The organism is Lysobacter sp. Soil_C_59, assembly GCF_057656415.1.
Map to the genome: position 1 here is coordinate 181961 of NZ_JBDGKK010000001.1, position 23795 is coordinate 205755.

Consider the following 23795-nt stretch of genomic DNA (forward strand, 5'->3'; position numbering starts at 1 on the left):
CCCGCATCCCAGCCGTACTGACCACGGAGCCTGACCCAATGATTCACAAGTCCGCAATTGCCGTCGCCCTGTCCTTTAGCGCTGCCCTGGTACCGGCCGCCCATGCCGCCACCCCGCAGTGCCAGCACTCCGAAGCGCGCAACCTGCAGCTCGACCTGGCCGGGGTGAAGGCCGTGGTGTTCGACATCGGCCCGCATGACCTGATCGTCACCGCATCGCCCGGCGCCCGCCCGACCATCGACGGCAAGGCCTGCGCCTCCGACGCCGGCCGCCTGAAGGACCTGCGGCTGACCCAGCAGCGTGTCGGCGACAAGCTGGTGGTGACGGCCGAGCGCAATGACGGCATCACCTTCAACTTCGGCGGTAACCATTACGCCTACCTCGATATCAAGGCCTCGATCCCGGACAGCGTGCCGGTGCAACTCAAGGTCGGTTCCGGCGATGCCCGCGTCACCGGTGCCACCTCGCTGAGCATCGACCTGGGTTCGGGTGACGTCGAAGCGCGCGACATCCGCGGCCTTGTCACCGCGGACCTCAACTCGGGCGATATCGAACTCGACACGATCGGCTCGTTGCAGGTGCTGAGCGTCGGCTCCGGTGACTTCAGTGCCCGTCGGGTCGGACGAGGCGCCACGGTCGGCAGCATCGGCTCGGGCGACGTCGAACTGATCGATGTCGGCGGCGACGTCAACGTCGACCGCATCGGTTCGGGCGACCTCGACGTGCGCGGCGTGCGCGGCAACCTGAGCGTGCGCCATGTCGGCAGCGGTTCGGTCGACCATAGCGGCGTGTCCGGTCGCACCGACGTGCCGCAAGACAACTGATCCAACGACAAGCGGGGGGCGCACTCGCGCTCCCTCCACCAGCCAGGAGCTCCACATGATCGCCGCAAGCCGCACCGTACTGTTCGCCGCCGTGCTCGGCGGCATCTCGCTCCTGGCTGCCTGTGGCGCCAACCCCGCTCCGGGCAGCGCGTCGGGCAACACATCATCTGGCAAGAAGCAGGAAACCACGGTCATCTCGTCCGCCATCCAGGAAGCCATCGGCGAGGCGCAGAAGGAGATCGCGGAAGGCAACATCACCGTCTCGAAAGACGAGCACAACGGTGGCAAGAAGGCGGAGATCACGCCCAAGGGCGACCTCCTGATCGACGGCCGGGCCGTCGCGATCACGCCGGCGCAGCGCACGTTGCTGCTTGAATACCGCAGCCATGTCGTCGCCGTCGCCACTGCCGGCATGCACATCGGCATGGAAAGCGCCGACCTGGCCACCAAGGCGGTGGCCGAATCGCTCAAGGGCGTGTTCACCGGCAACACCGACGATGTCGAAAAGCGCGTCCAGGCCGAAGCCGACAAGGTCCGTACCGCCGCCAAGCAGCTGTGCACGCACCTGCCGGCCATGCTGGATTCGCAGCAGAAGCTGGCCGCCGCATTGCCGGAGTTCAAGCCGTACGCGACGATGGATGCTTCCGACGTGGACGACTGCTGGCGCGAGACCAGCGAGCATGCGGAGACTGCCGCGGCAGAAGACAAGGCGTCGAAGCAGTAGCCCTCGCCTCTCCTGTCACGCGCGACCGCCCTGCAAGGGAGGTCGCGGACCTGGCGATCCAGGCTTACCTGTAGTCCATGGTGAATACCATGGACGTATTGGCCGTACCGCCCTTCACCGACGCTCCAGTCTGGTAATAGCGAACGCGCAGCGGCACGGAGTAAAGGCCGGCATCGCCCTTGAAGTCGGCGAATGTCTGCAACGCGCTCAACGGAATCGGGGCGGTGCCCGCATCGTTGAGCACCTGCACTCCGATCCCGCTGGCACTGGAATCCGCGTCAAGCGCAACCACCGACTGCGCCGAATTCAAGACCTTCGTTGCCGGATCGATCCGGTAGCTGATGGCATTGATATAGGCCTCGCAATTTAGCGGGATCTTCAGAGCGGCTGAAGTGCCAGCGCTGCCGGGGCCCTTGAAATCCGTCGCCTGCTGCGTACCCAGCGACACGGCGACATCGGTCGTCGTGCAGGTCGGCGTGACGATGGTCAGCGAGTTGGCCAGGTAGAGGTTGAACAGATCGATCTGGCCGTACCTCAGCTTTGCCACCAGACCTGCCGGAACGACGGTGCCAGAGGGAATCGGACCAATCTTGACCAGGGAAAGCCCGCGCCTGGCGAACGGGAACGGAGCCGAACCGGTGAGGCTCTGTGTGCCGAAGGACGGCACGGACACGTTTCGGTAAAACAGGCGCCACTGGATCGCCACCCCGGTGTTGCCGACCGGGAAATCGACGCTTCCGATTGGCGGCTGGGAACCGGCCTGATTGATGATGCCGTAACCGTCCCCGGTGCAGCTGACCTCGGAGAAGGCCGGGCGAACGATGGTGTCGGAGTATTTCACTTCCCAGCTCTGCGGCACATTGCGCGGGAACGATATGACCGACGGCGTGAGCGTGAAGCTGACGTCCAGTGGCGCGCTACCGTTGGCGGTGCAGACGGCTTTGGCGGTCCCGGGCAGCACGCCAAGCGTGGCGATGAGCGCGACCGCGGCGTAGTTGCGAAGTCCGTCGTTTGCTGTGGTCATTGTCTTTCCTGATGCGGGTGTCTTGATCATCGGCACGTAACATCGTCCGTCGCATACAGCGTGGCGGCGTCAGTTGGCTGCAAGTGATACGACAGCGTGCACGCCGCCATCGAATCGTCGCCCCAGCGCACCGTGAGCTCGCCGGTATCGCTCGACAGACGGCGGGCAATGATGCGTCCGGCCTGCGCCACCGTGCCGATGCTCTGGCCGGCGCCGTCGAAGACCTCCGCGCCGAACGGCACCGGCGCGCCGTTCTCCCTGCGGGCACGCAGGATGGCCGCGCGACCGGCACTGGCGGTCTCGAACTTGACCAGCGAGATGGCACCGGCGGTGGGTGTGGCCTGCTGCAGCGTCGATTTCATCTCGACGTTGAGCGGCAGCCCCTTGGGATCGATCTCGATTGGATTGTTGGCGAACGGCTGCAGGCTCGACGCCACTGCATGCCCCCATCGGTCCACGCGCACACCGGTACCGGTGACCACCCGCGCGCCGCGCGCGCCCGGGGCTTCGACAATGGCCGTTGTGTCGCCCAGGCTCGGCGAGAACACCAGTCCATGGCGGTAGGCCACCATGCCGCCGGAAATGCCGGCGCTGGCCTGGCGGTACTCGCCGCTGCGGCTGGCGCTGGCGCTGGCGCTCACGGTGGCCACTGGCGAGGCATAGGCGGCATTGGCGCCGACCGTGCTGATGCTGTTCTGGCCGCCACCGTGGGTGTGACCGGCGTTGACGCCATAGCTGAAGGCGTGGTCTTCGCCCAAAGAGCCGGTCAGAGACTGCTGAAGGGCGGTCGCGCCGGAGGCCAGGCGCTGCGCGCTGGTGGTCGAGTACGGCGCATGCTCACTCCTGCCAAGCGGGACGCCGACGGTCAGCATGACCTGGTTGTCCCACTTGCCCAGGTTCAACTCGAACTGACGGCTGGCGGAGATGCCCAGATTGACCCGTCGGAAGGTGTTGTTGTAACCGGCCTGGTACTGCGTATCGGTGTCGCGGCGATTCCAGTAGTCCTGGCGGAAACCCGACAGGTAGAACGATCCACCATTGCCCGGCAACTGCTGGCTGAGGTTCAACTGCAGCTTGCCGCGCTGGATCGCCGGATCGCCTACGTTGGAGAATCGGTCGTCCAGTTCGCGCAGGGCAATCGCATCGGGCAGCCCAAGGAAGCCGCGGCTGTTGTAGCGATACGCCGCGACGGTGATGTTGGTATTGGTCGGCGTCAGCAGCTTGCTGAAGCTCACGCGCACGCTCTGGCCTTCGCGGTCTGGCCGGTTGCGCAGGCCGGTGCGGGCATGGGTGATGTCTGCGCCGAACGCACCAAGGGGCGTGTTGAGTGCCGCGCCGAGCGCGGCGGCCGAGTAGTTGTCGGACGCGACCACGCCACCGTAGCCGGTGAGCAGATTGTTGAAGCCGTGCTGCAAGGTGCCCTGGAACACGTAGGGAGTGACCGCCAGTACGGCGTTGCGGTACTGGCCGGCGGTGAAGGCATGGCGGGTTACGCCCGGGCGAAGTGCGTTGACGGCCGAGGCGAAGGGCACCCGCGATACATGCACGCTGCCGTCGGCCTCGGTGACGATCACCTCCAGGTCGCCGCCGTAACCGGTGGGATACAGATCGTCGATGGCGAAGGCACCGGCGGCCACGGTGGTCTCGTAGATGACGTTGCCGTCCTGGCGGATCTGCACGCGCGCATTGCTGTTGGCGATACCGTGCACGGTCGGCGCGTAGCCGCGCTGCGACTCCGGGAACATCCGGTCGTCGCTCGCCAGTTGCATGCCGCGAGAACCGTAACTGTCGAACACGGCGCCGTCCGTGTAAGCGTCGCCGATGGTCAACTGGCTCTTGAGCACGGGGATGCCGCGCTGGGCGTAGGTCCGCACCGACTGGTACCTGGAGCCTGCACCACTGTCGTGGGTCAGGTTGCCGGTGTGGCGCAGTCGCCACGGCCCGGCATTGAAACCGGCGTCCATACCCAGGTAACTCTGCGTCGCGCCGATGCCGTCCATCTCGGAGCGATAGGCATTGGCGTCGTACTGCAGGCGCGCGCCGGTCACCCCATCGTCCCAGAACTGCGGATCGACATAGCCGCGCGGCTGGCGGCTCAGGTTGGCCTGCGGCACGCTCACGTACAGGCGCTGCTCGCCGTTGTCGAAGGACGCGGTCGCGCCTTCGACCAGCTCCGGCAGCGTGGTGCAGCGTCCACCATCGGCCATCAGTATTGCCGCCTGCGGCGTCAGCTTGCCCAGGTCGACGCCGATGCGCGACAGCAGCGCGCGGTCGAAGCACGGCTGCACGTCCCGCAGCCCGGCGTCGACGGCTCGCAGCGTCACATCGACGATGCCGACGAGGTCCTGGTTGATGACCAGGTCGGCACGATAGGTACCCGGCGACGCCTGGTTGCCCCTGCTGAAACGGCTGATATCGGCGTGCGTGCCGCCGCCGGTGGCGTGCAGGAAGGTTTCATTGAACTCGACCGGCCCGCCGGCGTCCATGTCACCGGCCGCCGTGGGATCGGCGCAAGCGGCGCCACTGAGCAACAGAGTCGTGATGGCCAGACTGATCGGACTGATCCGAAGGCCTGAAAATTGATCTTGCGTCATTTGCATTGCGGTTCGACTCCGGACATTGGGCAAGCCTTGCCCCTGCCGCACCGCGCGGCGTCCTGAAAAATTCGTTGAATGGAGAGCGAGGTCGGGCCCGCGCAGGGCGGACCATCCGTCAACCGGATGCCGCTGCGTCCCGACCGCCGTTACAACGGCGCCTTGCCGTCGATCGACCCGCCGAAATCATTGATCGCGTGGTATTGCACCTGTGCAGCACCGCTGGCGATGGGCTCGCCCTTCAAGGGGAAGGCCAAGGTTTCGCCTGGCCCGATCATGCCGCCGTCGACCGTGCTGACACTGCGGCCACCGGCCACCAGTTCCAGCGCACTGAAGGACACGTGATACGGCGTGGGATTGCTTGCCACCAGCGCGGCGTGATCGCCGTCGCGACCGATCCGCCAGGTGATCTGCGCAGGCGCCTGATCGGCACTGCCCTTGAGGCCCTGCGGCCGATAGAACAGCTTGATGCGCGAACGGAATGCCAGCTGCACCTTGTTGGCGGCGGCCATGCCGGCGCCGGGCTTGGGCGGCACTTCCAGCATGTTGAGCCAGAACACCGACTCCTTGTCCTGGGGCAACGGATCGCGGGTATGGATGATGCGCAGGGTCTGGCCCTTGCCTGCATCGATGCGCGACATCGGCGGCGTCACCGTGAAGGGTACGTCGATCGTCGCCGGGTCGGCCGCAGCATCGCCGTCGTCCAGCCAGACCTGCGCGAGCGCCGGCGACTGTCCGACATTGGTGAGCTTGACGGTCACTTCCGGTTCCTGCGCGGGATAGACGACGCGCGTGCCGGCGATGACCACGGAAGCCTGTGCGTGGCCAAGGCCGATCGCCAGCAGCACCGCGGCTGCGATGGCCTTGATTGCATGCTTCATGCGGAGTTTGTCCTGTCGGTGCATTTCGGCGCAGGCAGAAGCGGGTTGCCCCGCTCCTGCCTGGTGCGATTACTGGTAAGCGATGGTGTAGGTGACGCTGGAGTTGGCCTCGCCCGAGGTCGCGGCGCCAGTGGCGTAGTACTCCATGATGTAGTTCAGCTGCGCGACGCCAGCGGCCAGGGCCACCGGCTTGGAGTTCTGCAGCGTGGAATCGGCGCCGGCCTTGATCACCGAACCGTCGACATTCTTGATCTGGATCTGGACGTTGCTCGCACCGCCGGCGTTGAGCGTGAGTCGGCCCGTGTTCGGATCGACCGTTGCACCGGCATCGAAGTGCGTGCGCACGTTGCCGCTGTCAGGCGTGCAGCCGCTGAGCTTGATGCCGAAGCCGGTGGCACCGGCGGTGTTGCCAGCCGCGGCCAGCGTCGTCTTCGAGACGGTCGGCAGGGCGACGGTGAAATCCTTGCCGCCGGCGGTGCTGGCGATCGTGCAGGTCGAATCGGTGACTCGGCCGGTGACGGTAATGGTGCCGTCGGAAGCGAAGGCGGCCTGCGAGGCCAATGCGATACCGGTCAATGCCAAAACGTTGATCAGGTTCTTGCTCATGTTGCTGGATTCCCAAGTCGATGGTTTGAAGGTCGGCCACATCCGGCGGCGTCGAGTGTTTGCTCATCGACAGGCTTGAAGCCTCACGTCGCCCTGCTGTAGACCGGCGGCAACTCTAGGCCGCGAAACCATCTGTTCATATAAGAACGGACTCAGAGAGAAAAATACTTAGCCACGCCTGATGAGTGCGCACGGCGCGCATTGATGCCGTCGACACGAATGCAGTCGTGAACAAGGACGCACGGCCACAGGCGACGTGCGCTACTGCAGTCAGCCTCCCCCGCCCGCTCCCTCGTGGATACCGCCGCGCGTCAACGCCGCCGGGTCCAGCAGTTGGCGCAGGTCTTTTTCGGACAACCCACTCGACTCGAGCGCGACTTCAAGCACCGGCCGTCCTTCCTTGTAGGCCTGCTTGGCAATCGCCGCGGCCTTTTCGTAGCCGATGATCGGATTCAGCGCGGTCACCAGGATCGGATTGCGGTCCAGTGCTTCGCGCACGCGTTCCGGGCGCGCCTTCAAGCCGGCAATCGCGTCGTCGGCCAGCAGCCGCATCACGTTGCCCAGGAGCCGGATCGAATCGAGCAGGTCGTAAGCGATCAGCGGCAGCATCACGTTGAGCTGGAAATTGCCGCTCTGCCCGGCGACCGTAATCGCTGCGTGATGGCCGATCACCTGCGCGCAGACCATGCAGGTCGCTTCCGGGATCACCGGGTTGACCTTGCCCGGCATGATCGAGCTGCCCGGCTGCAGCGCCGGCAGTTCAATTTCGCCCAGCCCTGCCAGCGGGCCGGAGTTCATCCAGCGCAGGTCGTTGGCGATCTTCATCAGTGCTACCGACAACGTGCTCAACTGCCCCGACAGTTCGACCGCATCGTCCTGCGAGGCGATGCCCTCGAACTTGTCCTGCGCCGATTCGAAACGCGTGCCGGCCAACGTCGACAACGCCTTGGCCATTCCCCGGCCGAAACGGGGATCGGCGTTGATGCCGGTGCCAATCGCCGTGCCGCCGATCGGCAGGCGTCGAAGGCGCTTGAGCGCGTCATCGATGCGTTCCTGCGCCGACGCAAGCTGCGACGCCCAGGCACCGAACTCCTGGGCAAACGTCAGCGGCATCGCGTCCATCAGGTGGGTGCGGCCGGTCTTGGTCACGTTGCCCAGTGCCTTGCCGCGGCGCTCGATCGTCCGGCGCAAGTGCTTGAGCGCCGGCAGCAGGTGCTCGACGGTGGCCAGTTGCGCCGACACGCGGATCGCCGTGGGAATCACATCGTTGGAGCTCTGGCCCAGGTTGACGTGATCATTGGGGTGGATCTTCTGCCGGCCGCCGGCAGTAGCCAGGCTGGCGATGACCTCGTTGGCATTCATGTTGCTGGAGGTGCCCGAACCGGTCTGGTAGACGTCGATCGGGAACTGCGCGTCGTGCTCGCCCGCGGCGACTGCCATGGCCGCGGCCTGGATGGCCTGCGTCGCCCCCTTGCCGAGCAGGCCGTAGCCGCCATTGACCTGGGCCGCGGCGGCCTTGATCAGGCCCAGTGCGCGGATGAACTCGCGCGGCATCGGCTGGCCGGAAATGGGGAAGTTCTGCACTGCGCGCTGGGTTTGCGCGCCCCAAAGCGCGGCTGCCGGTACCTGCAGCTCGCCCATGCTGTCGCGTTCGGTGCGGAATTTCGCGCCACTGCCTTGCTGCCTGGCCATTGCCGACTCTCCGGGGGATCGATGTCGTGAGCTTACGCCGCTCGCTGCGACGGCGACGACGCCGGCGCGGCCTGCGCATGGGGGCTGCGGGCCTGGATCCCGGCGTCCGCCGGGATGACGGGTCGGGCTCGGGGCTGGGCAGGAGTAGTAGAATCGCGGTTTTCTCGCCCCCCGGCCCGCCATGTCCGTCGAATCCCAGCTGCTCGCCCTGTCCCCGCTCGATGGCCGCTACGCCGGCAAGGTCGATGCATTGCGCCCGATCTTTTCCGAGTACGGCCTGATCAAGGCGCGGGTCAAGGTCGAAGTGGAATGGCTGCTGGCGCTGGCCGACGAGCCGGGCATCGTCGAGCTGTCGCCGTTCTCCGAAGCTGCCGCGGCGCGCCTGCGCGCGCTCGCCGACAACCTGTCGCCGGCCGATGCGGCCCGGGTGAAGGAGATCGAGCGCACCACCAACCATGACGTCAAGGCGGTCGAGTACTTCATCAAGGAGCGCCTGAAGGACGACGCCGGCCAAGCCTTCGAAGAGCTCGGCCCCGCGCTGGAGTTCGTGCATTTCGCCTGCACCTCCGAGGACATCAACAACCTCAGCTACGCGTTGATGCTCAACCAGGCGCGCCAGTTCGTGCTGCTGCCCAAGCTCGATGAACTGATCCAGACGCTGCGCACGATGGCGCACGAGCACGCTGCACTGCCGATGCTTTCGCGCACGCACGGCCAGACCGCCTCCCCGACCACGGTCGGCAAGGAACTGGCCAACGTGGTCGCGCGCCTGCAGCGCCAGGGCGAGACCCTCGCCGCCGCACGCATGCCCGGCAAGATCAATGGCGCCGTCGGCAACTACAACGCCCACGTCGCGTCCTATCCGGACGTCGATTGGCCGAAGTTCTCCGAGCACTTCGTCCATTCGCTCGGCCTGAACTGGCAGCCCTACACCACCCAGATCGAGCCGCACGACGGCATCGCCGAGGTCTGCGACGCGCAGCGCCGCATCGACACCATCGCCATTGACCTGTGCCGCGACGTGTGGGGCTACATCTCGCTGGGCTACTTCAAGCAGGCCGTCAAGGCCGGCGAAGTCGGCAGCTCGACGATGCCGCACAAGGTCAACCCGATCGACTTCGAGAATGCAGAAGGCAACTTCGGCATCGCCAACGCGCTGTTCGAGCATTTCGCCGCCAAGCTGCCGATCAGCCGCTGGCAGCGCGACCTCACCGACTCCACGGTGCTGCGTGCGCTGGGCACCGCATTTGGCCATGCGCTGATCGGTTTCGATGCGCTGCAGCGCGGCCTGGGCAAGCTCAGCGTCAATCCCGAGCGCCTGGCCGCCGACCTCGATGCCTCGTGGGAAGTGCTGGCCGAAGCCGTGCAGACGGTGATGCGTCGCCATGGCCTGCCCAATCCGTACGAGCAGCTCAAGGCGCTGACCCGCGGCCAGGGCATCAACGAATCCTCGATGCGCGAATTCATCTCCACGCTGGAACTTCCGGCCGCCGACAAGCAGCGTCTGCTCGATATGACGCCCGGCAGCTACACCGGCCTGGCCGAGAAGCTGGCGCGCGAGATCTGACGATCCCGTCGTCCCTGCGAAAGCCGCGGACCCAATTTGATCTTGCCGTTCACGGCAGCTACCAGCAAGCAAAGGCAAGATGGATCCCGGCTTTCGCCGGGATGACGGACATCCGGGTCTGACCATGGAACAGGGCGATGAAGCTGCTGCTCAACATCGACGTCGATGACCTGCCCAAGGCCGAGGCTTTCTACATCGCCGCCTTCGGCCTGAGGCCGGCGCGCCGCTTCGGTGATGCCATGGTCGAGATGCTCGGCGCGGAAGTTTCCTTCTATCTGTTGCACAAGGCCGACGGCAGCACCGGTGCCGGCGGCCATCCACGCACTTACGACCGACACTGGACGCCGCTCCATTGCGACGTGGTGGTCGACGATCTGGATGCCGCACTGGCCCAGGCCGTCGCCGCCGGCGGGCGACAGGAAGGTGCCATCCGCGAAGCCGACTGGGGCCGCATCGTCACCCTCGCCGACCCGTTCGGGCATGGCTGGTGCTTGTTGCAGTTCCGCGGCCGCGGCTACGACGAGATCTCGACATCGAGCAGCACGACTTTGAGCAGCATGACATGACCAGGAAAACCGTGGCAGCGAAGCAGCCGGCCCCGCAGGGACCCCTCATCGAAATCGACGCGTCGGCGATGCCGCCGCTGGGCATGACGCCCGAACGCTTCCTGCGCGACTACTGGCAGAAAAAGCCGCTGCTGATCCGCAACGCCTTCCCCGGTTACCAGTCGCCCCTGCAGCCGGAAGACCTTGCCGGCCTGGCCTGCGAGGAAGCCGCGCTGTCGCGGATCGTCATGCACGATCGCGGCAACGACCGCTGGACCGTGCGTCATGGCCCCTTCGAGGAAGCCGAGTTCCCCGGCATGCCGCACCAGGACTGGACCTTGCTGGTGCAGGACATGGACAAGTGGGACAGCGACATCGCCGCGCTGTTGCCGGCGTTCTCGTTCCTGCCGCGCTGGCGCATCGACGACATCATGGTCTCGTTCGCCGCACCCGGCGGTTCGGTCGGCGCGCACGTCGACCAGTACGACGTGTTCCTGCTGCAGGCGCAGGGCCATCGGCGCTGGCAGATCGATGCGAGCGAGAATCCGCCGCTGGGATTCCGCAACGACGTCGAGCTCAAGCTGCTGAGCGAGTTCAATGCCAGCCACGAGTGGGTGCTCGGCCCGGGCGACATGCTGTACCTGCCGCCGGGCGTGCCGCACAACGGCGTCGCCGAGGATGCCTGCCTGACCTTCTCAGTCGGCATGCGTGCACCGTCGGCGGCGGAACTGCTGGGCGACTTCGTCGACACGCTGGCGGCCGATGCCGACGAGGCGCTGCGCTACGCCGATCCGGACCTGGCGCCAGCCGCCGATCCGGCCGAAATAGATACTGCCGCGATGAACCGCGCCGTCGAAGCGCTGAACATGCTGCGCATGAACGACCCGGATCGCCTCGGCGAGTGGTTCGGTCGCTTCATGACCGTGTATCGCGCAGCCGGTGAGGTCCAGCCCGGCGCCGATCCACGTTCGCGCATCGAGATCGAATGGGACCTGCAGCACGAGGCCGCCCTGCACCGCCACCCGTGGTCGCGCATGGCCTGGCGCCGTGCCCACGGCAAGGGCCAACCCTCGCAGTTGTTCGTCGCCGGGCAGTCGTACGCATTGCCGGCCGACGATGCCTCGGCGATCGCCAATGCCGTCGTACTCGATGGCGCGACCTATGCAGGACTGAGCGAGGCCGGGCGGGACTGCGTGTATGGCCTGCTCCAGGCCGGCCATTACCAGCTGGTCCTGGCGGACGAAGAAGAATGAATGACATGAGTCAGGCCAGCCGCGCGTTCCGGGTCGAGGCCGTCGCATTCCAGCAGGCCATGGCCGAGCTTCGCGTGGTGCGCGACGCGGTATTCGTCCAGGAACAGGGCGTCCCGGTCGAGATCGAGCGCGACGCGCTGGACCCGCTCTGCGTCCATGTCCTGGCCCGCGACGGCCACGGCGAGCCGATCGGCACCGGCCGCCTCACCCCCGACCACCGCATCGGCCGCATGGCGGTGCTGCCCTCCTGGCGCGGACAGGGCGTCGGCGAGGCACTCCTGCGCGCCCTGCTCTCGCAGGCCCGGCAACTGCGCTGGCCGATCGTGAGCCTGCATGCGCAGGTTCCAGCGATCGTTTTCTACGCGCGCCAGGGGTTCCTGCCCTATGGCGATCGTTTCGTCGAGGCCGGCCTGGACCACCAGTCGATGCAGCTGGCACTGGACACGGTCAGTGCCGTGGAGCGCCGCGATGCCGGTATCGCCGCCACGGTCGGGGTGATCGCCAATGCCCGCCGGCGCCTGTGCATCTACAGCCGCGAACTCGACCCCGGCCTGTTCGACCAGCCCGAGGTCCTGGCCGAACTGCGCCGCTTCGCCGTGGCCGGCGGTGAGGTGCGGATCCTGCTGCAGGACCCGGCCGCGCCGCAGCGCGCCATCGCGCCACTGCTCGGGCTGGCGCAGCGCCTGACCAGCGCGTTCGGCCTGCGTGCGATCGAGGAACCGGTGGACCGCGACTATCCCGCTGCCTACGTCGCCAACGACGACGGCGGCTGGTACTACCGGCCGCTCGGTCATCGCTTCGATGGCGAGACCCGCCTCGACGACCCGGCCCGCGGCCGCCAGCTGCGTGCCCACTTCGATCCCGTCTGGGAACGGGCCCGGCCTTGCAGCGAGTACCGTGCGCTGGGCCTGTGATGGCAAGGCGCGAATGGCCCGCTCGCCCTTGAAGCAGCCCGCAGCGACCCAACGCTATGTGACCAGGGCTTGGCTGCTGTGGCTGATTCGACATAAGTGTTAGCCGTTTAGCACCAGCCAAGGGCTATAATTCCGAATCTTGGCGCCTGAATAGCCGCACAAGCGTGCAATCCAGGCCTCTCCGACTTCTCCCACTCGAGTTTCCCGATCACCATCGTGGACAGTCTCCTGAAGCAGTTCTCCCAGTCCTCCCAGCTCGGCGCCAATGCCGCTTTCGTCGAGGACCTGTACGAGCAGTACCTGGTTTCCCCCGACAGTGTCGACCCGAAATGGAAGGCGTACTTCGACGGCTTCAAGGGCCGCGAAGCCGGTGACGTGCCGCATTCGGCCGTCATCGACAACATCGCCCTGGCCGGTCGCATGGCTGCCCGCGGGGTGGTCTCCGTGGCCGCCGGCGCGGGCGACGAGCGCGAGCGCGAAGTCGGCCGCCTGATCACGGCGTACCGGTCGCGTGGCCACCTCGGTGCCGACATCGATCCGCTCGGCCTGCTGGCCAAGCCGGAAGCGCCGGACCTGGAGCTGGGTTTCCACCACCTGACCGCCAACGACCTCAAGGCCGAGTTCAGCACCGGCGGCGTCGGTGGCAACGAGCGCATGAAGCTGGGCGACCTGCTTGCGCTGCTCAAGGCCACCTATACCGGCCCGATCGGCGCCGAGTTCATGCACATCTCCGACTCCGAACAGCGGCGTTGGTTGTATGAGCGTCTGGAAAAGGCCGGCGGCAAGTTCGGCCGCACCGCCGAAGAGAAGAAGCGCATCCTCGAGCGGCTCACCGCCGCCGATGGCCTGGAGCGCTACCTGGGCACCAAGTACGTCGGCCAGAAGCGCTTCTCGCTGGAAGGCGGCGATGCGCTGATTCCGTTGATGGACTCCACCGTTCGCCGCGCCGGCGAACAGGGCGCCAAGGACGTGGTCATCGGCATGGCCCACCGCGGCCGCCTCAACGTGCTGATCAATACGCTGGGCAAGCCGCCGCGCCATCTGTTCGACGAGTTCGAAGGCAAGTTCGAGCACGTCCACAGCGACCTGGCCCACCAGGGCGACGTGAAGTACCACATGGGTTTCTCGGCCGACGTCGCCACCCCGGGCGGCCCGGTCCACCTGGCGCTGGCGTTCAACCCGTCGCACCTGGAAATCGTCGACCCGGTCGTGGTCGGCAGCGTGCGTTCGCGCCAGACCCGCCGCGGCGACAAGGGCCACCACCAGGTGCTGCCGATCCTGATCCACGGCGACGCCGCGTTTGCCGGCCAGGGCGTGGTGATGGAGCTGTTCCAGATGTCGCAGGCACGCGGTTTCCGCGTCGGCGGCACGGTCCACATCGTCATCAACAACCAGGTCGGCTTCACCACCAGCGCCGTCCAGGACGCGCGCTCGACCCTGTACTGCACCGACGTGGCCAAGATGGTCGACGCGCCGGTGCTGCACGTGAACGGTGACGATCCCGAAGCGGTGGTGTTCTGCGCCGAGCTGGCGCTGGACTTCCGCAACCGTTTCGGCAAGGACGTGGTCATCGACCTCGTCTGCTACCGCCGCCACGGCCACAACGAGGCCGATGAGCCGGCAGCAACGCAGCCGGTGATGTACCAGGTCATCCGCAAGCACAAGACCCCGCGCGAGCTTTACGCGACCAAGCTGGTTGCCGAAGGCACGCTCAGCGCCGACGAGGCGCAGGCGCTGGTCGACGGCTATCGCCAGAAGCTCGACGACGGCGCGGTCACCACCGAGGTGGTCGAGGTCAAGCCGGACGAGTTCACCATCGACTGGTCGAAGTACCTGTCGGGCAAGCTGACCGACAAGGTCGACACCACGTTCGATCGCAAGAAGCTCGACAAGCTGGCCGTCACCATCAACGACGTCCCGGCCGACCTCAAGCTGCATCCGCGCGTGGCCAAGATCTACGAAGACCGCCGCAAGATGTCCGCCGGCGAGCTCGGCGGCGACTGGGGCTTCGCCGAGAACCTGGCCTACGCCACCCTCGTCGACGAAGGCTACAAGCTGCGCCTGGTCGGCCAGGACTGCGGTCGCGGCACGTTCTTCCATCGCCACGCGATCCTGCACGAGCAGACCAACGACGAGTACGTCCTGCCGCTGCGCCGCCTGGTCAAGAACCCGTCGGACGTCACCATCATCGACTCGCTGCTCAGCGAGGAAGCGGTGATGGCGTTCGAATACGGCTACGCCACCGCCGATCCCATGACGCTGGACATCTGGGAAGCGCAGTTCGGCGATTTCGCCAACGGCGCGCAGGTCGTGATCGACCAGTTCCTGTCCTCGGGCGAGGCCAAGTGGGGTCGCCTGTGCGGCCTGGCGCTGTTCCTGCCGCACGGCTACGAAGGCCAGGGCCCGGAGCACAGCTCCGCGCGCCTGGAGCGCTTCCTGCAGCTGTGCGCGCTGGAAAACATGATCGTCTGCACGCCGACCACGCCGGCACAGGCCTACCACATGATCCGCCGGCAGATGCGCATGACCACGCGCAAGCCGCTGGTGGTGATGACGCCCAAGTCGCTGCTGCGCCACAAGCTGGCGGTGTCGACGATGGACGAGCTGGCCAAGGGCGAGTTCCAGCAGCTGATCCCCGATGCCGCGGCCGACGCCAAGAAGGTCAAGCGCGTCGTGGTCTGCGGCGGCAAGGTCTACTACGACCTGATCGAGGAACAGGCCAAGCAGGGCCAGACCGACGTCGCCATCGTCCGCATCGAACAGCTGTATCCGTTCCCGCGTCCGCAGCTGGTGGCCGAGCTCAAGCGCTTCGCCAAGGCCACCGACGTGGTCTGGTGCCAGGAAGAGCCGCAGAACCAGGGCGCGTGGTACCAGATCCGCCACCACCTGGCGGCCTGCCTGCAGTCCGGGCAGACGCTGCACTACGCGGGTCGTGCACGTTCGCCGTCGCCGGCAGCCGGCCACCTCGCCGACCACGTCGCCGAGCAGGCCGCGCTGGTCGCCGACGCGCTGCGCAACCCGCTGCGCGGCGAAGTCACCGCCGAGTAACCACCGTGTCGCCCCGGGCCGCACTCGCGGCCCGGGAAAACAGATTCCTCTTACGTTCGGAATGACATTAGGACGCACCCCATGAGCACCGAGATCAAAGTTCCCGTTCTGCCCGAATCCGTCTCCGACGCCACCATCGCGACCTGGCACAAGAAAGTCGGCGACGCGGTCAAGCGCGACGAGAACCTGGTTGACCTGGAAACCGACAAGGTCGTCCTGGAAGTCCCCTCGCCCGTCGACGGCGTGCTGAAGGAAATCAAGTTTCCGGAAGGCACCACGGTCAACAGCGAGCAGCTGATCGCCATCGTCGAAGCCGGCGCCGTCGCCGCTGCGACCGCACCGGCCGCCGCCGAGAAGATCGACGCCAAGAACGTCGCCGCCACCACCGCTGAAGCCCAGCCGGTGCAGCCCAAGGCCGAGGCTGCCAAGCCTGCCGCCGCCGGCACCGAGCAGCTGCCGCCGGGCGCGCGCTTCACCGCCGTCACCCAGGGCATCGATCCGGCGCAGGTCGAAGGCACCGGCCGTCGCGGCGCGGTGACCAAGGAAGACCTGGTCAACTACGCCTCGGGCAAGGGCGTCGGCGCCGCTGGCGGCGCGCGTCCGGAAGAGCGCGTGCCGATGACCCGCATCCGCGCCCGCATCGCCGAGCGGCTGATGCAGTCGAAGAACTCGATCGCCATGCTGACCTCGTTCAACGAGGTCAACCTGGGCAAGGTCATGGCCATGCGCAAGGAACTGGGCGAGCAGTTCGAGAAGGCCAACGGCATCAAGCTGGGCTTCATGAGCTTCTTCGCCAAGGCTGCTGCCAATGCGCTGCAGAAGTACCCGGTGGTCAACGCCTCGGTCGACGGCAACGACGTGATCTATCACGGCTACGCCGACATCTCGATCGCCGTGTCGACCGACAAGGGCCTGGTCACGCCGGTGCTGCGCAATGTCGAGCGCATGGGCTTCGCCGACATCGAGAAGGGCATCGCCGACTACGCCAAGAAGGCGCGCGACGGCAAGCTCGGCCTCGACGACCTGCAGGGCGGCACCTTCACCATCACCAACGGTGGCACCTTCGGTTCGCTGATGTCGACGCCGATCGTCAACCCGCCGCAGTCGGCGATCCTGGGCATGCATGCCATCAAGGAGCGCGCGATCGTCGAGAACGGCCAGGTCATCGCCGCGCCGATGATGTACATCGCGCTGTCGTACGACCACCGCATCATCGACGGCAAGGAAGCGGTGCTGTTCCTGGTCGACATCAAGAACCAGCTCGAGAATCCGCACCGGATGCTGCTGGGCATGTAATGCATTGCTCCTTCCCCTTCAAGGGGAAGGTCGGGATGGGGATGGGTTGCAAGCGCCGTACTGCACGTGCGGCCGCGACCTGGAACCCATCCCCTCCCTAGCCCTCCCCTTGAAGGGGAGGGAACGAAAAGCTAAGGATCAAAGACGTGAGCGAACAGCAGACCTTCGACGTAGTCGTCATCGGCGCCGGCCCGGCCGGCTACCACGCCGCCATCCGCGCCGCCCAGCTCGGCCTGAAGACCGCGTGCATCGACGCCGCGCTCGGCAAGGACGGCAAGCCCGCCCTCGGCGGCACCTGCCTGCGCGTGGGCTGCATTCCGTCCAAGGCGCTGCTCGACAGCTCGCGCCAGTTCTACAACCTGCAGCACCTGTTCGGCGAGCACGGCATCACCACCAAGGACGCCAAGATCGACGTCGGCACCATGATCGCCCGCAAGGACAAGATCGTGAAGCAGTTCACCGGCGGCATCGCGATGCTGTTCAAGGCCAACAAGGTCACGCCGTTCTACGGCTTCGGCCAGCTGCAGCCGGGCAACGTGGTCAAGGTCAAGCAGCACGACGGTTCCGAAGTCGAGCTCAAGGGCACCAACGTGATCCTTGCCGCCGGCTCGGATTCGATCGAGCTGCCGTTCGCCAAGTTCGACAACGACGCCATCGTCGACAACGTCGGCGCGCTCGACTTCACCGCCGTGCCCAAGCGCCTTGGCGTGATCGGCGCCGGCGTGATCGGCCTGGAGCTGGGCAGCGTGTGGAAGCGCCTGGGCGCCGAGGTCACCATCCTCGAAGCCCTGCCCGACTTCCTCGCCGCCGCCGATGCCGAAGTGGCCAAGACCGCTGCCCGCGAGTTCAAGAAGCAGGGCCTGGACATCAAGCTCGGCGCGAAGGTGAGCAAGGCCGAGATCAAGACCAAGGGCAAGGCCAAGGAAGTCGAGGTCACCTACTCCGACGCCGAAGGCGAGAAGACGATCGTCGTCGACAAGCTTCTTGTCTCGGTCGGCCGTCGCGCCGCCAGCAAGGGCCTGCTCGCCGAGGGCACGGGCGTCAAGCTCGATGCGCGCGGCATGATCGAAGTCGACGAGCATTGCCACACCGGCGTCAATGGCGTCTGGGCGGTCGGCGACTGCGTGCGCGGCCCGATGCTGGCGCACAAGGGCTTCGAGGAAGGCATCGCCGTTGCCGAGCTGATCGCCGGCCTGCCGGGCCACGTCAACCTCGACACGGTTCCGTGGGTCATCTACACCGAGCCGGAGATTGCCTGGGTCGGCAAGACCGAGCAGCAGCTCAAGGCCGAAGGCACGCCGTTCAAGACCGGCAACTTCCCGTTCGCCGCCATCGGCCGTGCCGTGGCGATGGGCGAGCCGGCCGGCTTCGTCAAGGTCATCGCGCATGCCGAGACGGACCTGATCCTCGGCCTGCACCTGGTCGGCGTCGGTGTCTCCGAACTGGTGCACGAAGGCGTGCTGGCGATGGAGTTCAAGGGTTCGGCCGACGACCTGGCACGCATCTGCCACGCCCACCCGACCCTGTCGGAGGCGATCCACGACGCCGCCATGGCGGTCGACAAGCGCTCGATCCACAAGGCGAACTGATCGGCCTGCCGATCTCGTCGCAATGAACGAGCCGAAAGGCCGCCATCACGCAGGTGCTGGCGGCCTTTTGCTTTTCCGCACAGGACACGACCATGGCCGACGCAAATCCGATCCGTAACGTCTCCGACACCGCCGCCTGGGTGGCGGTCTACCGGGCGATGGAAAGCGAACGGCCGGACGCGATCTTCCGCGACCCGTATGCACGCCGCCTCGCCGGCGAGCGCGGCCAGGCCATCGTCGATGCGATGCCACAGGGCACCTCGATGAGCTGGCCGATGGTCGTGCGCACGGCCGTGATGGACGAGATCATCCTGCGCTGCGTTCAGGAGGGCGCGACCACTGTCCTCAACCTCGCCGCGGGCCTGGACGCGCGCGCCTATCGACTGCCGCTGCCGGCGTCATTGCGCTGGCTGCATGTCGACCTGCCGGAAATGGTCGACTACTTCCGCCGGCACATGGCGAGCGAAACGCCGCACTGCGAAGTGGAGTTCATCGCCGCGGACCTGCGCGAGCGCGCGGTGCGCCAGCAGGTCCTGGCGCACGCGGCGGGGCAAGGACCGCTGCTGGTGATCACCGAGGGACTGCTGATCTACCTCGAAGCCGAGAATGTCGCCGAGCTGGCCGCCGACCTCCATGACCTCGCGCAGGCACGGTGGTGGCTGACCGACCTGGCTTCGCCACGCCTGCTGAAGTTCCTCGAGAAGCGCTGGTCGCCGAAGCTGCGCGAGGGCAACGCCCCGTTCCGGTTTGGCCCGGCCGAAGGCACTGCATTCTTCGCGCCGTTCGGCTGGGACGAAGCCGAGTTCCGCTCCAGCTGGACCGAATCAATACGCCTCAACCGCACCGCGCCGCATGCATGGCTGTGGAAGCTCCTGCGGCTGCTGCAACCCAAACGGCTGCGCGAGGAGATGGTGCGCATGTCCGGCATCGTCCTGCTGCGCGCGCGATGAGCGCCATTGGGTCAATCATTCACTGCAACCTGGATCGATTTGAATGAAGAACGTCTGCGTCTACTGTGGCTCCAACGCCGGAGCCAAGCCGATCTACACCGAGCGCGCGATCGCACTGGGTACGCAGCTTGCCAAGCGCGGGCTGGGACTCGTCTACGGTGGCGGCAATGTCGGCCTGATGGGCGTGGTCGCCGACGCCGTGCTTGCCGCCGGCGGTGAAGTCATCGGCGTGATTCCCGAGCAGCTGGTCAACTGGGAAGTCGCGCACAAGGGCGTGACCAAACTGGAAGTAGTCGGCTCTATGCACGAGCGCAAGGCGCGCATGTTCGACCTGTCAGACGGGTTCATCGCGATGCCCGGCGGTTTCGGCACGCTCGACGAGATGTTCGAGATGCTCACCTGGCGCCAGCTGGGCATCGGCGACAAGCCCTGCACCTTCCTCGACGTGGACGGCTTCTACGAGCCGCTGATCGCAATGCTGGACCGGATGGTCACCGAACGCTTCCTGCATCCTGACCAGCGCGAGGACCTGTGGCACGGCGACGACATCGACGCGATGCTGACGTGGATGGAGGCATACCAGCCCGCGGCTGCGTCGAAGTGGATGGATGAGAAGCGGCGCAAGGCGCTGAGGTGACGCCCGTCGTCCCGGCCCTCTCCGCATTCCCGCCCTCACCGCATTCCCGCCCTCTCCGCATTCCCGCCCTCACCGTCATCCCGGCGAACGCCGGGATCCAGTGCCGGAGCATCAAGCGGGACGACATCACGAACTGACAGTTTGCGGGCCTGGATCCCGGCGTGCGCCGGGATGACGGGCTGTTTGTTGCTGCTTTAGGATCCAATCTGGACTCATGGAGGAGTCGCAGGTGAAGCAGCCATGCGTTTACATTCTGGCCAGCGCACGAAACGGTACGCTTTACATTGGCGTCACGTCAGATCTGATCAAGCGCATCTTTGAACACCGCACCGACGCGGTTGACGGATTCACCAGGCGCTACAACGTCCATACCCTGGTCTGGTACGAACTCCACGAATCGATGGAATCCGCGATATCCCGCGAGAAGGCCCTGAAAGAATGGCGTCGGGCATGGAAGCTCGACCTGATAGAGAATGCGAACCCGCGATGGCGAGACCTGTTCGCGGATATCATGGGCTGACGCGCCCCACTGGATCCCGGCGCTCGCCGGGATGACGGAATCAAGACGATGACGATGCCCACTTCCTTCAACGCCTTCCGCATCCACAACGACGACGCCGGTTATCGCAGCGGCATCGAGCAGGTTTCGATCGACGACCTGGCAGCTGGCGAAGTCGTCATCAGGACCGCCTACTCCTCGGTCAACTTCAAGGATGCGCTCGCCGGCACCGGGCAGGGCAAGATCCTGCGTCGCTTCCCGCTTGTCGGGGGCATCGACGTCGCTGGTCATGTCGTGGCGTCGACCGATCCGGCATTTCGTGAAGGCGATGAAGTGCTGGTCACCGGCTGCGGGCTCAGCGAGACGCGCGATGGCGGTTATGGCCAGTACGCGCGACTGGAATCGAAGTGGGTGATCCCGCTGCCCAAGGGCCTGAACCTGCGCGAGAGCATGATCCTGGGCACGGCCGGATTCACCGCCGCGCTGGCTCTGTTGCGCATGACCGAGAACCGGCAGACGCCCGAGCTCGGTCCGCTTGCAGTCACCGGTGCCAGTGGCGGCGTCGGTTCGCTGGCGCTGGACATCTTCAGCCGTGCCGGGTTCGAAGTGCATGCGGTCAGCGGCAAGGCCGAGCACGCCGATTACCTCAAGGCCATCGGCGCCAGCCAGGTGCTCGGGCGCGATGCCCTCGCCACCACGCGCCCCATGGAGACGGCGCGATTCGGCGGCGGCCTCGACAACGTCGGCGGACCGATGCTGACCAGCCTGCTGGCGCAGACCATGCCTTACGGCAACGTCGCCAGCGCCGGGCTCGCTGCCTCTGCCGAACTCGACGCAACCGTGATGCCGTTCATCATTCGCGGTGTTTCGCTGCTCGGCGTCGCCTCCGCCGGCACCGCCCGCGACATCCGCGAAGCGGTGTGGCAGCACCTGGCAAGCGACTGGAAGCCGCGCCACCTCGACCGCATCTGCATGCGCGAAGTGCGCCTGGAACAGCTGCCCGAGGTGTTCGCCTCGATGCTGGCGGGCGGCTCGCTCGGCCGGACCTTGGTGGCGGTGGCCTGATCGGGATTTCACTACCGGCACCGGGTTCCCGGTTCCGGATCCTGAAGCCCTCGCGCATTCACCCCGCTATTGCGGCCCCACCGCCGACCGCTACAATCGCGTCAAGTTCAGGGGGAAACATATGGCGCGCATTCTGATCGTCGACGACTCGCCGTCGCAGTTGATGGGCATCCGTCGCATCGTCGAGAAGCTTGGCCACGAAGCATTGACGGCCGAGGACGGCGCCGCAGGGGTGGAAGCGGCCAAGCGCGAGCTTCCGGACATGGTGTTGATGGACGTGGTCATGCCCAACCTCAACGGGTTCCAGGCGACGCGTTCGATCTGCCGCGACCCGAGCACCAAGCACATTCCGGTCGTCCTGGTCACCACCAAGGACCAGGACACCGACCGCGTCTGGGGCATGCGCCAGGGTGCCAAGGCCTACATCACCAAGCCTTTCAGCGAGAGCGACCTGGCCGACATCATCGCCCAGATGATTCCGGCCTGACGGCTGCGGTCTGACTGGCGACCCCGCGCCGCAGGGTCGCCAGCATGCTCAGGCGCGACGCCAGTCGTCGCCGAACGCCTCACGCATCGTTTCATACGCTTGCCGCTGCGCGTCGTCCTGGGCGCGCGGCGCGAGCACTTCCAGCTCGACCAGCTGATCGCCTGCCGCCACCTTGCCCGATGCATCGCCGGGCAATCCGCGTCCGCGCAGGCGCAACTTGCGGCCGGCCTCGGAATTGGCGGGAATCTTCAACTCCACCGCGCCGCCGAGGGTCGGCACGCTGACCGCGGCTCCCAGCGCCGCTTCCCACGGCGCCACCGGCAGCACGTAGATCACGTTGCGGCCGTCGACTTCGAACTGCGGGTGGGCGGCGTACTCGATCTCCAGCAACAGGTCCCCTTGCGCACCCTGCCCGCCCAGGCGGATCACCTGGCCCGGGCGTATGCCCTTGGGGATGCGCACATCAAGCGTGCGATCGTTGACCGAGATGCGCACGCTGCCGCCGTCATGCACGGTTTCCAGCGACACGGCCAGCTTGGCTCGCGTGTCACCGCGCGGCTGTGCACCGCGCTGGCCGAAACCGCCGGCGCGGCCGCGTCCGAACATGCTCTCGAAGAAATCGCTGAAGCCGCCGCCGGCACCGCCGCCGGCGAAGATCTCGTCGAAGTCGACACCGCCACCGTAGCCGCCGCCACCGAAGCCGCCAGGCGGCGGCTGCACTTCGTCGCCGGGGCGATAGCCGCGCGCGCGCAGCTGGTCGTAGGCCGCGCGCTTCTGCGGGTCGCGCAGTGCTTCGTAGGCTTCGTTGATCGCCTTGAACTTCTCCTCGGCGCCGGTTTCCTTGCTGACGTCCGGGTGGAACTTGCGGGCGAGCCGGCGATAGGCCGTCTTGATCTCGGCTTCACCGGCGCTGGGCTCAACGCCCAGGGTCTCGTAATAATCCTTGAACTGCATGCTCTGGCTCCATCATTGCAATGGCCATGGCCTGGGGCCCGACGTGGCGGGTCGAGGCAGACAATGGCAGCCGCGCAGTCGATTTCAAGTGACTTTGACGCGGCATTCCTGGCGCTGCCAGTATGGTGCCCATTCTCACCGGAGTCCCCCATGCCCATCCAGATCGGCGATCACATCCCCGAGGTTACCCTGCAGCGCATTCGCGAAGGCGTCGAGACGCTCGACACCAATGCCCTGTTCGACGGTCGCAACATCGTCCTGTTCGCGGTGCCCGGTGCCTTCACGCCGACGTGCTCTGAGAAGCACCTGCCCGGCTTCGTGCAGCACTTCGACGAGTTCCGCAGCCAGGGCGTCGATGTGGCCTGCATGTCGGTCAACGACCCGTTCGTGATGCAGGCCTGGGGCCAGAGCCAGCACGTGCCCGAGGGGCTGATGATGCTCGCCGACGGCAACGGCGACTTCGCCCGCGCACTCGGCCTGGAGCTGGACGCCAGTGCCTACGGCATGGGCCGCCGCGCCCGTCGCTTCTCGCTGTACGCCGAGGACGGCGTGGTGAAGCTGCTCAACGTCGAAGCACCGGGCGAGTTCCGCGTGTCATCGGCCGAGCACATGCTGTCCCAGCTCAAGCAGGACCTGTGAAAGCTCG

General features: G+C 66.4%; 21 protein-coding genes. 15 read left to right on the top strand and 6 right to left on the bottom strand.

From position 1 onward, the window contains the following. Nucleotides 1-38: 38 nt before the first annotated feature. Together AC3A3Q_RS00810 and AC3A3Q_RS00815 are read left to right on the top strand one after the other, a co-directional pair. A complete protein-coding gene (locus tag AC3A3Q_RS00810; protein WP_487584456.1) occupies nucleotides 39-824 on the top strand; it encodes a DUF4097 family beta strand repeat-containing protein in 786 nt (261 codons plus the stop codon). 55 nt (nucleotides 825-879) lie between these two features. After that, nucleotides 880-1548: a YggN family protein gene (locus AC3A3Q_RS00815; protein WP_487584457.1), complete on the top strand. Its 669-nt coding sequence runs from the start codon at nucleotides 880-882 to the stop codon at nucleotides 1546-1548. A 64-nt stretch (nucleotides 1549-1612) separates the two neighbouring features. Here AC3A3Q_RS00815 and AC3A3Q_RS00820 read toward each other — a convergent pair whose 3' ends face one another. From AC3A3Q_RS00820 to AC3A3Q_RS00840, 5 genes are all read right to left on the bottom strand, one after another. Beyond that, nucleotides 1613-2572: a fimbrial protein gene (locus AC3A3Q_RS00820; protein WP_487584458.1), complete on the bottom strand. Its 960-nt coding sequence runs from the start codon at nucleotides 2570-2572 to the stop codon at nucleotides 1613-1615. Between the two features lie 26 nt (nucleotides 2573-2598). After that, nucleotides 2599-5058, bottom strand: coding sequence for a fimbria/pilus outer membrane usher protein (locus AC3A3Q_RS00825; protein ID WP_487584459.1), 2460 nt, complete (start codon nucleotides 5056-5058; stop codon nucleotides 2599-2601). 257 nt (nucleotides 5059-5315) lie between these two features. Further along, nucleotides 5316-6047: a fimbria/pilus periplasmic chaperone gene (locus AC3A3Q_RS00830; RefSeq protein WP_487584460.1), complete on the bottom strand. Its 732-nt coding sequence runs from the start codon at nucleotides 6045-6047 to the stop codon at nucleotides 5316-5318. Between the two features lie 69 nt (nucleotides 6048-6116). Continuing rightward, a complete protein-coding gene (locus AC3A3Q_RS00835) occupies nucleotides 6117-6653 on the bottom strand; it encodes a fimbrial protein (protein WP_487584461.1) in 537 nt (178 codons plus the stop codon). 270 nt (nucleotides 6654-6923) lie between these two features. After that, nucleotides 6924-8345 carry a class II fumarate hydratase gene (locus AC3A3Q_RS00840; protein ID WP_487584462.1) on the bottom strand — a complete coding sequence of 474 codons (1422 nt, stop codon included), beginning with the start codon at nucleotides 8343-8345 and terminating at the stop codon, nucleotides 6924-6926. 181 nt (nucleotides 8346-8526) lie between these two features. Between AC3A3Q_RS00840 and purB the strand changes: the two genes are divergently transcribed. From purB to pilH, 12 genes are all read left to right on the top strand, one after another. Then, nucleotides 8527-9912: an adenylosuccinate lyase gene (purB, locus tag AC3A3Q_RS00845; protein ID WP_487584463.1), complete on the top strand. Its 1386-nt coding sequence runs from the start codon at nucleotides 8527-8529 to the stop codon at nucleotides 9910-9912. Nucleotides 9913-10049: 137 nt separating this feature from the next. Next, the gene (locus tag AC3A3Q_RS00850) at nucleotides 10050-10478 is read left to right on the top strand and encodes a VOC family protein (RefSeq protein WP_487584464.1); all 429 of its coding nucleotides are present in this window, start codon (nucleotides 10050-10052) and stop codon (nucleotides 10476-10478) included. Continuing rightward, nucleotides 10475-11710: a ribosomal protein uL16 3-hydroxylase gene (locus AC3A3Q_RS00855; protein ID WP_487584465.1), complete on the top strand. Its 1236-nt coding sequence runs from the start codon at nucleotides 10475-10477 to the stop codon at nucleotides 11708-11710. Before AC3A3Q_RS00850 ends, AC3A3Q_RS00855 begins: the two co-directional genes overlap by 4 nt. Before the next feature lie 5 nt (nucleotides 11711-11715). Further along, a complete protein-coding gene (locus AC3A3Q_RS00860) occupies nucleotides 11716-12624 on the top strand; it encodes a GNAT family N-acetyltransferase (protein ID WP_487584466.1) in 909 nt (302 codons plus the stop codon). A 216-nt stretch (nucleotides 12625-12840) separates the two neighbouring features. Next, the gene (locus AC3A3Q_RS00865; RefSeq protein WP_487584467.1) at nucleotides 12841-15672 is read left to right on the top strand and encodes a 2-oxoglutarate dehydrogenase E1 component; all 2832 of its coding nucleotides are present in this window, start codon (nucleotides 12841-12843) and stop codon (nucleotides 15670-15672) included. A gap of 81 nt (nucleotides 15673-15753) precedes the next feature. Further along, nucleotides 15754-16968 (top strand): dihydrolipoyllysine-residue succinyltransferase, encoded by a 1215-nt coding sequence (gene sucB / locus AC3A3Q_RS00870; protein ID WP_487584468.1) that lies wholly within the window; start codon nucleotides 15754-15756, stop codon nucleotides 16966-16968. Between the two features lie 146 nt (nucleotides 16969-17114). Beyond that, nucleotides 17115-18557 (top strand): dihydrolipoyl dehydrogenase, encoded by a 1443-nt coding sequence (lpdA, locus tag AC3A3Q_RS00875; RefSeq protein ID WP_487584469.1) that lies wholly within the window; start codon nucleotides 17115-17117, stop codon nucleotides 18555-18557. A gap of 92 nt (nucleotides 18558-18649) precedes the next feature. After that, the gene (locus tag AC3A3Q_RS00880; RefSeq protein WP_487584470.1) at nucleotides 18650-19507 is read left to right on the top strand and encodes a class I SAM-dependent methyltransferase; all 858 of its coding nucleotides are present in this window, start codon (nucleotides 18650-18652) and stop codon (nucleotides 19505-19507) included. Nucleotides 19508-19550: 43 nt separating this feature from the next. After that, on the top strand, nucleotides 19551-20144 hold the full coding sequence (locus tag AC3A3Q_RS00885; RefSeq protein WP_487584471.1) for an LOG family protein: 594 nt from the start codon (nucleotides 19551-19553) through the stop codon (nucleotides 20142-20144). A gap of 214 nt (nucleotides 20145-20358) precedes the next feature. Beyond that, nucleotides 20359-20664: a GIY-YIG nuclease family protein gene (locus AC3A3Q_RS00890; protein WP_487584472.1), complete on the top strand. Its 306-nt coding sequence runs from the start codon at nucleotides 20359-20361 to the stop codon at nucleotides 20662-20664. 48 nt (nucleotides 20665-20712) lie between these two features. Further along, nucleotides 20713-21708 carry a YhdH/YhfP family quinone oxidoreductase gene (locus tag AC3A3Q_RS00895; RefSeq protein WP_487584473.1) on the top strand — a complete coding sequence of 332 codons (996 nt, stop codon included), beginning with the start codon at nucleotides 20713-20715 and terminating at the stop codon, nucleotides 21706-21708. A 121-nt stretch (nucleotides 21709-21829) separates the two neighbouring features. Next, complete coding sequence (gene pilH / locus AC3A3Q_RS00900) at nucleotides 21830-22195, top strand: twitching motility response regulator PilH (protein ID WP_241919565.1); 366 nt, start codon at nucleotides 21830-21832, stop codon at nucleotides 22193-22195. A gap of 48 nt (nucleotides 22196-22243) precedes the next feature. Here the strand turns inward: pilH and AC3A3Q_RS00905 are convergent, their stop codons facing one another. Beyond that, nucleotides 22244-23149: a DnaJ C-terminal domain-containing protein gene (locus AC3A3Q_RS00905; RefSeq protein WP_487584474.1), complete on the bottom strand. Its 906-nt coding sequence runs from the start codon at nucleotides 23147-23149 to the stop codon at nucleotides 22244-22246. 150 nt (nucleotides 23150-23299) lie between these two features. On the opposite strand from AC3A3Q_RS00905, the gene AC3A3Q_RS00910 reads away from it, so the two are divergent. Beyond that, the gene (locus tag AC3A3Q_RS00910; protein ID WP_487584475.1) at nucleotides 23300-23788 is read left to right on the top strand and encodes a redoxin family protein; all 489 of its coding nucleotides are present in this window, start codon (nucleotides 23300-23302) and stop codon (nucleotides 23786-23788) included. Nucleotides 23789-23795: the final 7 nt, after the last annotated feature.